Below are 12,496 nucleotides of genomic sequence, written 5' to 3'. Positions count from 1 at the left end.
CATGACCAGCTATTGCGACATCGCCCCCGGCCACGCGCTGCACGGCCCCTATCACGACGACGAATACGGGGTTCCGCAGCGCGCCGAATCCGACCTGTTCGAACGGCTGGTGCTGGAGATCAACCAGGCCGGACTGAGCTGGGAGCTGATGCTGAAGAAACGCGCCGGCTTCCGTGCCGCCTATGCCGGGTTCGATGTGGACACGGTCGCCGGCTACGGCGAGGCCGACGTGCTGCGCCTGCTCGCCGACCCCGGCATCGTCCGCAACCGGCTCAAGGTGCACGCGGCGATCCACAACGCGCAGGTGATCCAGGGCCTGCGCGCCTCGCACGGCGGTTTCGCCGCCTGGCTGGACGCGCACCATCCGCGCGCCAAGGCCGAGTGGATCAAGCTGTTCAAGCGCACTTTCCGCTTCACCGGCGGCGAGATCACCGGCGAGTTCCTGATGAGCCTGGGCTACCTGCGCGGCGCGCACCGCGAAGACTGCCCGGCCTTCGCGCGCATCGCGCGGCTGGATCCGGCGTGGATGCGCAGCGCGTGAACCATGCCGCGCCTGCGTGCGTCGCCGGCGCCGCCTCGCAGCGGATGCCACGGACACGGCCGACATCGTGGATTGCGGCAACGCTGCTTGCGCTGGCCGCCTTCAGCGCGGCGCAGGCGCATGTAGCCGATGGCGGGACGACGACGCTGCCGCAGGTGTTGGAACAGCTGCGCCGCGAGATCGAGGCCGAACCGGCCACCGACCCCACCCCGATCGACACGGTGCTGCAGCGCCATGCGGACACCACCGGGCTGAGTTTCGACATCGCCACGGCGGACGCGGACGGCGCCGCGGCGCCGCCGCCCAAGCAACCGGCCGGCGTCAGCGCCGCCGAATGGCAGGCGTTGCGTACATACCTGGGTCCCGCGAGCACCGTGCAGGACGACGTCTCCGAAAACGGCAACCACCACTACACCCTGCTCGACCTGGACGAAGACGGGCAACGCGACCTGCTGGACACCGCCTACGTCGGCGGCACCGGTCTGTTCACCGAGATCGCGGTGCTGCGCCGCGACGCCGCGCACGGCTTCCTCGCCCCGCCCAATGCCGCATCCGAAGCGGAACCGGCGACGGGGGTATTCAGCATCAATGGCCGCGGCGGCGACCAGGCCCTGTACTGGCTGCGCATCGACGGCCGCAGCTATGCGGCGTATCGCGACGGCGATTACTTCCAGGACATGCTGACCCTGTCGCGCCCGCTGTCGCCGCTGCCCGGCGAGCGCAGCAGCCCGCGCGTGCTGCAGGTGCGCTACCGCTACCGGCACACGCTGGCGCCGCCGCAGGATCCGGCGCAGGCCACGCCCGAGGACCAGGACGCAGCGCGCTGGCTGGCACAGCACCCGCAGTGGCGCGCGGTCGCGGACAAGGAACTGCAGCGCCTCGGCTTCGATGCGCAGGGTCGTCAGCGCAGCCCGGACCCGAACGCGCGCTGCCCGGTTCCGGCCGGGATCGGCGACCCCGAGGAACGCGCGCAATGGCCGTGGCGCGACGCCGGCCACTACACCTTCGACTACGTCGCCGACCTGCGCCTGCGGCACGGATCGGACTGCTACAGCGCCAGCATCGTCGCCTTCCGCAGCAGCTACCTGACCTCCTACGCCGCCTGCTGCGCGCTGTGGCTGTACGCCGCGCCCGGCCAGCAGGCGGTGGCGTTGCCGTTGTTGTCCATTCGCGCGCGCGCCGGCGTCGCAGTGATCGCGGCCACGCCGGCTGGGCAATGAACGCCGCCGGCTGACCGTCTGCGCCACGCCGGCCACGCCACGGCCGACGCGGTCTTGCCATGGCATGCACGGCGCTTGAACGCCGCCGCCGGCATGGTCGGCGCATGAGCCTGCGTATCGGCATCTCCGGCTGGCGCTACCCCCGGTGGCGCGGCGTGTTCTATCCGCCCGACCTGGTGCAGCGGCGCGAACTGGAATACGCCTCGCGCTGCTTCCGCTCGGTCGAACTCAACGGCTCGTTCTATTCGCTGCAGACGCCGAAGAGCTACGCCGCCTGGCACGCTGCGACGCCGCGCGGCTTCGTGTTCGCGGTCAAGGGTCCGCGTTTCGTCACCCACCTGAAACGGCTGCGCGATTGCGAGCAGCCGCTGGCCAACTTCTTCGCTTCCGGCCTGCTCGGGCTGGGGCCGAAGCTGGGACCGTTGCTGTGGCAACTGCCGCCGTCGCTGGCCTTCGACCCTGCATTGCTGGACGAGTTCCTGTCGCTGTTGCCGCGCAGCCACGCAGCGGCGCTGACCCTGGCCAGCAAGCGCGACGCCGCACGCATGCGCGAGCGCAGCCTGCTGCATATCGACCGCAACCGGCGCCTGCGCCACGCGCTGGAGGTGCGCCATCCCAGCTTCGCCACGCCCGCGGCGATCGCGCTGCTGCGCAAGCACCGCGTCGCCCTGGTGCAGGCCGACACCGCCGGCAAATGGCCGTACCTGGAAGACGTGACCGCCGATTTCCTGTACCTGCGCCTGCACGGCGACGCGCAGCTGTATGCCAGCGGCTACAGCGACCAGGCGCTGGACGCCTGGGCCGCACGGATCGACGCCTGGCACCGCGGCGGCGAGCCGGCCGCGGCGCAACGCGCGGGTCCTGCCGCCGCGCGGCGCACGCGCCGCGACGTGTATTGCTACTTCGACAACGACATGAAGGTGCATGCGCCGTTCGACGCGCGGCGCCTGGCGCAACGGCTCGGCATCGCGACGCCGTGCCCGGATCGCGACGAACGCGACGGCTGACGCCGGCACCAGCACGCGACGGCATGCCCCGACACGGTCGTTGCGCCGCAGCGCACATGCAGCGCCGCCGTGCGGCGGATCAAGCCGCCAGCCGCGCCTGCCAGAACGGCGCTTGCGCCCAACGCCGCTCGCGCGCGTACAACGCCCCGCGCTCGCGCAGATAGGCACGGAAGCGTGCGAACACCCCGTCCTGGTAGGCCGCCAGCGGTGCCGCGCCGCCGCCCTGCAGCCGCGCCGCCAGGGCGTGCGCCGCCGCCTCGCCGTCCTGCAGGGCCTTGACGATGCCGTGCGCGGTCAGCGGGTCGTAGGCGCTGGCCGCGTCGCCCACCGCCAGCCAATCCTCGCCGACCACGCGGCTGAGGATCGCCGACGGCCCGAGTGCGGCGATCAGGCCGCCGGCATCGGGCAACGTCGCACCGCCCTGCGCCAGCCAGCGCGCGACGTGCTGGGTCTGCTGCGCCGCCGCCAGCCACGCCGCCGTGTCCAGGAACTGCCGCTGCCGGCGCGGCTCCAGCGCCAGGGCCAGCATCATGCGCCCACCCGGCAACTTCGCCGCGTACCACCAGCCATCGCGACAGGCCTCCAGCAAGGCCTGCGACGGAATCGCGTCCGCGCGCTCCAGCGCGAAGACGCCGGCGACGAACGCCAGGCAGTCCACTTCGTTGCGCGCCACGCCCAGCCGCCGCACCGCGACGGCGGCGATGCCGCTGGCATCCACCAGGAATCCGGCACGCACGCGGCGCGCATCGCCGTGCTGGCCATGCAGTTCCAGGACATGGCCGCCGTCCGCGTCGCGGCCGATCGCGCCCAGGCGCAGTCCGCGCAACAGCGTGCCGCCCCGCGCCGGAACCGCCGCCGCCAGCATCGCGTCGAAGGCGGCGCGATCCACGTGCCAGCCCTTGCCCTGGCCGGCGACGATGAAGTCGTTGTAGCCCAGTTCCGGCGCGCCCCAACTGGCGCAACTGCCGGCCGACGCCAGCGGCCGCTGCGCCAGGAACGCATCCCACACGCCCAGGCGCTGCAGCGCCGCGCTGGCCGTCGGTGCCAGCGCCTCGCCCAGCCGCCAGCCCGGCGCGCGGCCCATGTCGACCACCACGACATCCTCGATACCGCGCGCGGCCAGCGCCAGTGCGGTGGCGCATCCGGCCGCGCCGCCGCCGACGATCGCCACGGCATGGCGTGCGTTCGCGGCCATCGCGTCGATCGGCTCAGCCGAGACCATCGGCATCGGCGGTCACCGCTGCCGACGGCGGCGGATAGGCCGGAATGTTGGCCATCGGCCAGGGCGCGACGAATTCCTGGCCCACGTCGAACTGGCTCGCGACCTCCAGGAACATGTCCGCCGGATACGGCGGCTGCCCCGCCGGCGGCGCGATCTGCGCACCGCTGACGACGAAGCCGACCTTGGCCCAGTTGGCGACGAAATCCGCGTAGTTCTGGAAGCGCCCGACCTGCGCCGGATAGTCGCTGTCGGTGCCGGTGCCGCGCACGGAATACACCTGCGGGCCCGGGTACCATGTCTCGTCTTCCGGATCGACCTGGCACAACGCCACCGGATAGACCGCGAAGGGCCGCTCCGCCGGCCACGACCAGAACAAGGTGTTGTTCGGGGGGATGTTCGGGTTGCTGCTGCCGGCTCCCGGATTGGGATCGGGCAGATGGGTGGCGCAGGAGTTGTAGTCGGTATGCCACGGCACCGACATGAACTTGGACAGATCGCCTGGTTCCACCGGGTACGACTGCAGCGGCACGTAGCCGAAGCTCAGGAACGGCTTGCCCTTCTGCGCGGCGCCGTAGTCCAGCGACGCCTGGTTGATGCGGAACGGCCCGCAATCCTGTTGCTGCCATTGCGTCACATAGAGGTTGGTGTCGCGGATCGGGAACGACACCTCGATGCCCGGGCTGTAGCGGCCGCCCAGGCAGTTCTGCAGCGTGACCCGGTCCAGCAGCTCGCCGGGCCCCAGCGTCGGTGCGCCGCCTTGCACGTAGTTGTTGCCATGCCACTGGTTGAGCAGGAAGTACTGGGTCGCGCTGACGCTGAGGAAGCTCTTCTGCGCATCGCCGAGCGAGAGCGGCATCATCGGCGAGCCGGTCTGGGTGTCGGCCGCGGAGGCGGGATCGCGGATCAGGGTCTTCAGGTTGGGGATCTTGGCGGTCGGGTCGTCGGTCGGCTGGATCTGCCCGATCATGTCGTGGCCCCTGATCGCGCCCGACGGCAGGTTGGTGTTCCAGCGCTGCAGCATGGCCGCGTGGAAGATCGGCTGGATGTCGTCGCTGAAGGACGGCTGGTAGGTGCCGACGAAGGCGTTGTTGGCGTACAGCGACGGCACCAGCCCCAGTTCGCGCACCCACACGTCGTAGACGTCGTCCCAGGTGGAGACCACATTGCGGGTCTGCGGCGCGTAGCCCGGATCGCCGGTGACGTACCAGGCGCCCTGCACGCTGGCGCTGGAGCCGTCGCTGAAGATCAGCACGGCATTGACCGGGCCGTCGGCGGCATCGTCGTACCACAGGCCGTTCTCGGTCGCATCCGTCAACGGCGGATAGCTTCCGTCGGCCTGCACGACCGCCGAGGTCCGCGCAAAGCCGCCGGCCACGATCAACGCGCCGTTGGCTTCCACGCGCATGTCGCCCAACGAGTCGAGCGTGCCCAGCGGCTCGTGAAGCGTATGGAACATCAACGGGAAGCTGACCGGATAGTCCGGCACCGGCTGGATCGTGCCGGCGGCATCGGCGTAGCTGGGAGTGGTCTGCATATCGAAACCGAGCGCCGCCGCGCTGCCGGCAGCGACGCTGATCGCGCGCGGACCGGGGTCGATGACCAACTGCTGCAGGCGCACCGGATCGTCGGGGTCGCCCGAACCGGTGTAGTCCGGATTGCGCAGTTGCAACAGGCCCGGCGACTCGTACGCGGCGATGCCACGAAACTGCTCGCCCTTGCTCACCGTCGAATAGTTGTTGAGCTTCTTGTTGGCCACATGCACGGTCCAGACGATGTCCTTCACCGTCTTGCCGTCGATCGTGCTGCCCACGTCCACGCGCGTGCCGCCGCCGTTGGGATACGTGCCGGAACTGCCGCCGGGATAGGCGTAGATGTGGAAACGCGCGGCCTGGCGCTTGACGTTGCCGTCGGCATCGCGGAACTGCTCGGCGGTGATCGGCGTGGACTCGGTACCGGGCTGCACCGGCAACCCGCCCATCAGACCGTCGGCGCCGCGCACGCCGGCCGCGGTCACCGGCGCCAGATAGAACGCCTGGCTATCGCCGACGCGGCCGATGCCGATCGCCGGATGCACTCGAAACACGTTGCTGGACATGATGATCTGCTCCTGATCCGGATGAGGGGGCGCGCATCAGCGCTGCGCGGCCGGCCGCGGCGCCGGCGGCGCCTTCTGCGGCAGCTGCGCCTGGAAGTAATCGTTGATCACCACATGGCTGAGATTGACGTTCAGCCCCGGCAACGACTGCGCGCGCGGATCGGGCGAAATCACCTGGGTGGTGTTGTGGCAGGCGAAGCAGTTGTCCTGCGTGCTCTGCACCTGGGTGAAGGTCTCGATGGTGGAATTGGACAGCCGCATCGAGCCGGTGAGCAGCGGCGATTTGTCCGGCGGCACGCACTCCAGCGACGAGCCGGGCTGGAAGGTGCAGTTGGGCTGCAGCGCGTCCATCTGGTTGAACCAGATCGCGCCGACCTCGAAGTAGTTCTTCCACACATCGTTCAACTGGCCATCCACCGAGGCGTTCATCGACTTGATGTTGTCGATGTTGCAGTCCTGTCCGCTCGGGCACGGCTTTTCTCCGCCGTAAGGCACCATGCGGCACACCTGGGTGACCGGGCTCAGGGTCTGCGTCTGCGCGTTCAGGGTCAGCGCACCGGAACCGGCCGCGTTGACGTTGCACTGCTTCAGCGGGGTATTGGCCTGATAGAACGTCCAATCCCTGGCGGAGACGATGTCGTTCGGCTGCATCTTCTCCATCGGCTGCGGCAGGTCCGGCGCATTGTCCTGGTGCTCGAAGGTGGCCCAGATCATTTCCGGATGCCCGTTGACCGTGCCGCCGATATGGAAGCCGACCAGCGCCACGGTCTGGGTTTCGGTGTCGGCGGTGGCCACGATCTTGCCCTTGCGCATGCCCAGCTTCGCGATCTGCGCCTGGCGGGTATAGAACGTCGAGACGTCCTCGCCCGGCTGCACCACCTTCCACGCCGCCTTCAGGGTCATGCTGCCCACCGGAAAGGCCGTGTCGGGATTGAATGCGCGCAGTCGCTTGGGGTCCTGCAGGCCGTTGCTGGCGATGAACTGGCCGAAGACGTCGTTGGAGTGGATCGAGTAGTAGACCGCGCGTCCGTTGCGATCCACCAACACCCCGTCCGGCCCGGCCTGATCGATCAGTTCCACGGTGCGCGCCTGCTGCGCGCGGCCGATCAACGGGTCCAGCACGCCGTCGGCGACACCGCCGATACCGTCGGTGGTCATGGTCAGGAAGCGCGGCTGGCCGCCCACGTCCTGGGTCAGCCACAGGAACGCATTCCACGACCAGATGTGGAAGTCGCAATTGGTGCTGTCGGAACCGAAATCCGTCGAATCCGGCGCCGGCGTGTTCGCGTGCGGAAACCAGTTCGAATTCGGCGACCCGGGCGGCACGCAGGCGCCGGCCACGGATCCCGGCTTGGTCGGCAGCACGCCGCCACTGCCCTGTTGCGGTCCCGGACCGGGACCGGGATTCACGGCCGAACACGCCGCGATCAAGACACAGACAAACGCCGCGAACCCTATCGCACGCTTCATCGCATTCTCCTTCGGTACGCGAAAGACAGCTGAAAACGCCACATTCCATGACGGCGCGCGGCCATGCGGCAGCTCACGATGCCGACCGGCAAGCGCTGGAAAATCTAGTTCGGTTCCCCCATCGCAGGCACGATGACTCCCGTGGATCGCGTCACGTCATTCGCGCGTATTGCCCCTCGCCTGCGCAACCAGCATGCGCCGCCGGCGAACGCGCCGACAAGGCCATTTCGTAGACACGCGGGATCTCCCGTAGACAGTTGCGAACGGGCCATGCCTTCACCCGAGGCATGGCGTCCTGACTCCAACTGTTGCTGCGGTCACGCGCCCGCAGCGCATGGAATGCGCATCATGAAAGTGCGAAAGGTGGATCGGACGCCCACTACCGCAAAGGCGGTTGCACGCACATGGGATCGGCACGGCATCGAGCGCCGCCTGGCGATGGTGTCGGCATTCGCCGCCTGCGTCCAACGCAGACCGACGCGCCGCGCATTGCGCGCGTCGCGCAACGCAGGCGCAGCGGCGTGCCGCTCACACGCCCATGTAGCGCCCGGAGCGGTGGTTGAACATCAGCACCAGGCTCAGCACCACCGCGCCGATCGCCGAGTACAGCACCTGCGGCGGCGCCAGCACGAAGAACGCGATCAGCATCAGCGCCCCGTCGAAACTCATCTGCACCTTGCCCGCGCTCCAGCCGCGGCTGCGCTGCAGGTAGACCGCCAGGATGCCGACGCCGCCGAGGCTGGCGCGATGGCGGATGAAGAACAGGATCGCCAGCCCGACCAGCGCGCCGCCGACCAGCGCCGAATACAGCGGCGTCATCGCCGAATACTGCGCCCAGCGCGGCAGCAGATCGGTCAGCACCCCACAGGCGGCGACCGCGACGAAGGTCTTCAGGGTGAACTCCCAGCCCATGCGCCGCACCGACAGCCAGTAGAACGGCAGGTTCACCAGCACGAACATCAGGCCGAAGTTCCAGCCCAGCGCGTAGTGCAGCAGGAACGCCACCCCGGCCATGCCGCCGATCATCAGTCCGCCCTTGGCGAACACCGCCAGGCCCAGCGAGGCCACCAGCGTCGCCAGCAGCATGCCCTGGATGTCTTCGGCCACGCTGTGCCGCAGCGCCTGCGCATCGCGCGCGGTGCCGGCCGAATCCGCCGGCGGCGTCAGCGGCCCGGAAGTGACGACGGTGCCGTCGTCGGGCAAAGGGTCCAGGTCCGGACGCAGATCGGAATCGGGGAGGCTCACGGGAATAGGCAAGACGCGGGGGTGCGGTATTAGACACCAAGCGGGGCGGTGGTTGCAGATGAAACTTCATCCACGGATCGCGACCGCATGCCGGACCGGCGATGCGCCGCCCCCCGCGACGCCGGCTCAGCGGGGTGCGGGCAAGTTCACCTGGATCGGTTGCTGCAGCAGCACGTTCACCACCAGCATGAAGAGCGCCAGCGAAAAGAACGGTGCGACGATCGCCAGCCACACCCACGTCCACGCGGTGAATCGCTCCTGCGGGCGTTCGCGCAAGCCGCGCGCCCGCTTGAAGCGGACCAGGCGCCGGTTGATCGCGAGCAGCGGCGTCCAGGACAGCAGCGCCAGGAACGACAGTCGGGTCGGCCACGCCGCCAGCAGGCTCAATCCGACATACGCCAGGGCCGGTCCCCACCAGCCCAGTACGCTGCGGCGGTGCGCGCCGATCAAGCGATCCAGAGCGCGGAAGCAGGCGAAGATCCAGATCAGCGAGAACACCGAGCGCCACACCGGCGAGATGCGCCGGCGCCCGCAGATCAGGCGGATCGCCTGCCAGTTGCGATAGAACCAGTACAGCGCATACCAGCCGAACGTGGTCGTGCACAACAGGGCCAGCTTGATGCCCGACGGCGCGAACAGCGCGGCCAGCGGATCGGTCGGGGCGGCATCGGGCGCGGCGTCCGCCAGCGCGGCGGCAGGGACGGCGTAGGGGTTGTCCATTTGCATGCGTGGCACTCGGCCGATGCGTTTGTCGAATCGCGCCGCGTCGACCGCGGTCAGCGAGCGAAGGCGCGGCGCTGCCGCTTGTCCGCGTACATCTCCGCATCGGCGCGTTCGAGAAGTTCCTCCAGCGCCTCCGCGTCTAGATCCCGCCGGTCGCACAGGGCCAGGCCGAAGCTGGCCGACAGCCCGGTCGCGAAGCCGTCGTCCTCGCCGGGATTGGCAAGCGCCCCGCGCAGCGCATCGGTGAGCCCGCGCGCCTTGTCCGGCGTGGTCAGCGGCAGGTACAGCGCGAACTCGTCGCCCCCGCGGCGCCCGAGCAACTGGCCCGGCCGCAGACAGCTCCGGCAGCGCTTGACGAAGGCACGCAAGGCCGCATCGCCGGCGGCGTGTCCGAACTGGTCGTTGATCGCCTTGAGGTTGTCCATGTCGGCGACGATCACCGCCAACGGACGTGGCTCCTGCGCGGCCAGTTGCAGATCGTTGAGCACCTGTTCCAGGAATCCGGTCCGCGACAGCGCCCCGGTCACGGGATCGCGCACCAGCGCATGGCGCAGCCGCGTGTTGTCGGCGTAGAGCCCGGGGACGGCCAAACCGAAGTAGCTGTTCGCCGCCAGGCTGATCATGGCGAACTGCAGCGCGAGCGCCTGCGCCTCGAGCCGCAGCAGCGGCGTGGCCAGTGCGATCATCAGGCTGAAGGCGGCGATCGCCACCAGCGCCTGCAGCATTCCGTGGGTATGCACGATCCACAGCTGGATCACCACCACCACGAACAACGCGAAGACCACCGCCGGCTGTCGCGGCAACGCGGCCGCGAGCCACATCACCACCAGGGTGATGCCGAGCAGCAGCGCGAGCTTGACCAGATAGCCCGCGGCGCTTCCGCTCGGCGCGATCATCCCCGACAAGCGCGGGATGCCGGGCCGCGGTGCGATCCCCAGGGACTCGGCCAGACGCAGCACCGCGAGGATCGCCAGCGGGCCGAGCGCCAGCAGACCGGCGTAGTCGCCGATCGCCCACGGGATCGACTGGGCGAACATGGCCGGCAGATCGATGGCGCCGGTGACGACCAGTCCCGCGCCGCCCAGGCAGGCGGACAGCAGCGAGGCCACCCCGCCGCCCAGGATGAAGTAGGTGACCGCGCGCGGCAGGCTGGTCGAGGACATCCCCTGCCCGACCCGCCGCAGCAGCCAGGCCAGTCCGCCCCAGATGCAGAACTGTTGCGCGGTGAACAGCAGCGCGTACCACAGGACCGCCCGGCCGGGGACGGCCGGATGCTCGGTCGTGCGATAGAAGCTGAGCAGCGTGGCCAGCACGCAGGCGATGGCGATCGCCGGCGCGCCGCGCCAGCCCAGCACCATGAAGGCGGCCAGCGTCACCGCCACCGGCGGGAACCACAGGCTCGCATGCGTCTGATAGCCCAGCACCCGCGCCAACTCGAAGCCCGCCAACCACGCCACCACCAGCACCACCGACAGCATCAGCAGCGCGCCGGGACGGCGCGGCGCCGCGGCGCGCGTGCGGAACGGCGCCTCGGCGTCCCAGCCTGTCATCCATCCGCCTCCGGCCGGCTCCGGACGGTGGCCGAACCGGGGCCGACGAACGCGGTGACCGAACTGTCGTCGCTGCCGCCCACCACCACCGACGCATCGCCGCTCAGCCGGATCGGCCAGCTCATGTTGCCCGCGGCCCAGTTCCATTGCAGCGCGCCATCGCTCGCATCCCACAGGGTGAACCCGCCAGGCGTACCGTCGGGGTGGCCATCGGCCAGCCCCAACCAGCGCCCGCCAGGATCGAACGCCAGGCAGTTGGGCGAGTACTGGCTGGACGCCGTCCACTGCGGCTGGGCCGCGCTGCCGGTATCGGCGAACACGGCGACGATGCCGCCTTGCGGGACGTTGCCGGCGATCGCGACCTTGTCCCCGGCGGCATCGCAGGCCAGCCCGTAGATGGTCTTCGCGCCACCCGGTGCTGCCACGCTCCAGGCCGGCGCGGGCGTGCGCTGGAACGCGGCCACGTCGAAGGCGTACAGCGTGCCGTCGCCGGCGCCGGCATAGGCCCTGCGCCCATCGCCGGACAGCGCCGCGGTATGGGTGTAGGCGCCATTGGGCAACTGCCAGCGCGCCAGCGCCGTCGGCTGTCCGGAGGCGATCGAGAACAGGATGATCTCGCCGTGATAGCTGGCCACCAGCCCGGTGCTGCCGTCGATGGAGAGGCCCGTGGCGACGACGGTGTCGCCGGCAGCGCTCAGCGCGATGTACACAGGCGCGGGGAAGGCTGCGGCGGCGCCGCGGCAGAACAGATAGCCCTGATCGGCACCGGCCAGCAAGGTCAGCCCACGCCCATCCAGCGACACCATGTTGCCGCGGCCCCCAGTCAGCGGATACGACAGCAGTTCCTCGCCGCCGGGCACCGACCAGGCCCCGATGAAGCCCGCGTACGGATTCTGGCTCCTCCAGCCGCAGCTGGCGACGGTGCTCCCGTTCGCCGCGACATCGACCCAGTACACGCCCTGCCAGCCGTCGAATTCCTTCGCCAGCAGCGGCTTGCCGGTGCGATCCCAGGCGTAGGTGCCGAAGGTCCCGTCCTGGTTGCCGCGCACATCGCTGCGCGTGGCGGCAGGGTCGATGCGTTCGAAGATCTTGCGCTGGGCGACGGGCACCGCGTCCAGCCCGGCACTCTGCGACGCGCTGCTGTATTCGTGGAAGAAGGTACCGGCGGCGATGACATTGCCATCGCCGGACACCGCCACCGAATTGATGTAGTAGCCGGCATGCGGCTGTGTCGACCAGAGCACCTCAGGCACGTCGTTCACGCGGATCCCCTCCCTTGGGTTGAAGAGTCCTCAACGGACTCCTGCGAGCATTTGGCTGAAAACACGACACCAGCGGAGGACCTGCATATAACCGGTGTCGTGTCGATTCCCTGTCATCTTGCCTGCGCCTGCCCTCCCGACCGCCTGTCGGACGGACCGGC

At 69.6% G+C, this 12,496-nt stretch carries 10 protein-coding genes; 3 read left to right on the top strand and 7 right to left on the bottom strand.

Translation table 11 applies throughout. The features are described from left to right. The first annotated feature begins 1 nt into the window (after position 1). The 3 genes from JR064_RS06275 to JR064_RS06265 all read left to right on the top strand — a co-directional run bounded on the left by JR064_RS06275 (position 2) and on the right by JR064_RS06265 (position 2,768). Positions 2–541 carry a DNA-3-methyladenine glycosylase I gene (locus JR064_RS06275; RefSeq protein ID WP_179566270.1) on the top strand — a complete coding sequence of 180 codons (540 nt, stop codon included), beginning with the start codon at positions 2–4 and terminating at the stop codon, positions 539–541. A 155-nt stretch (positions 542–696) separates the two neighbouring features. After that, positions 697–1,761 carry a hypothetical protein gene (locus tag JR064_RS06270; RefSeq protein ID WP_338123870.1) on the top strand — a complete coding sequence of 355 codons (1,065 nt, stop codon included), beginning with the start codon at positions 697–699 and terminating at the stop codon, positions 1,759–1,761. A gap of 104 nt (positions 1,762–1,865) precedes the next feature. Continuing rightward, positions 1,866–2,768 (top strand): DUF72 domain-containing protein, encoded by a 903-nt coding sequence (locus JR064_RS06265; protein WP_206229154.1) that lies wholly within the window; start codon positions 1,866–1,868, stop codon positions 2,766–2,768. Positions 2,769–2,847: 79 nt separating this feature from the next. Here the strand turns inward: JR064_RS06265 and JR064_RS06260 are convergent, their stop codons facing one another. The 7 genes from JR064_RS06260 to JR064_RS23300 form a co-directional block, all read right to left on the bottom strand. Then, complete coding sequence (locus JR064_RS06260; RefSeq protein ID WP_241092886.1) at positions 2,848–3,963, bottom strand: FAD-dependent oxidoreductase; 1,116 nt, start codon at positions 3,961–3,963, stop codon at positions 2,848–2,850. A 13-nt stretch (positions 3,964–3,976) separates the two neighbouring features. Beyond that, a complete protein-coding gene (locus JR064_RS06255) occupies positions 3,977–6,085 on the bottom strand; it encodes a LodA/GoxA family CTQ-dependent oxidase (protein ID WP_206229153.1) in 2,109 nt (702 codons plus the stop codon). 36 nt (positions 6,086–6,121) lie between these two features. Beyond that, positions 6,122–7,495 carry a hypothetical protein gene (locus JR064_RS06250; protein ID WP_338123751.1) on the bottom strand — a complete coding sequence of 458 codons (1,374 nt, stop codon included), beginning with the start codon at positions 7,493–7,495 and terminating at the stop codon, positions 6,122–6,124. Between the two features lie 588 nt (positions 7,496–8,083). Continuing rightward, positions 8,084–8,758 (bottom strand): YitT family protein, encoded by a 675-nt coding sequence (locus JR064_RS06245; RefSeq protein ID WP_241092900.1) that lies wholly within the window; start codon positions 8,756–8,758, stop codon positions 8,084–8,086. 168 nt (positions 8,759–8,926) lie between these two features. After that, complete coding sequence (locus JR064_RS06240; protein ID WP_206229151.1) at positions 8,927–9,526, bottom strand: MFS transporter permease; 600 nt, start codon at positions 9,524–9,526, stop codon at positions 8,927–8,929. Between the two features lie 50 nt (positions 9,527–9,576). Then, complete coding sequence (locus JR064_RS06235; protein ID WP_191826574.1) at positions 9,577–11,073, bottom strand: GGDEF domain-containing protein; 1,497 nt, start codon at positions 11,071–11,073, stop codon at positions 9,577–9,579. Continuing rightward, positions 11,070–12,335, bottom strand: coding sequence for a WD40 repeat domain-containing protein (locus JR064_RS23300; RefSeq protein WP_206229150.1), 1,266 nt, complete (start codon positions 12,333–12,335; stop codon positions 11,070–11,072). The genes JR064_RS06235 and JR064_RS23300 overlap by 4 nt, the downstream gene beginning before the upstream one ends. Positions 12,336–12,496 lie beyond the last annotated feature (161 nt).

The organism is Xanthomonas bonasiae, from assembly GCF_017163705.1.
GTDB lineage: Bacteria > Pseudomonadota > Gammaproteobacteria > Xanthomonadales > Xanthomonadaceae > Xanthomonas_A > Xanthomonas_A bonasiae.
This window is presented reverse-complemented; position numbering and strand designations above follow the sequence as displayed.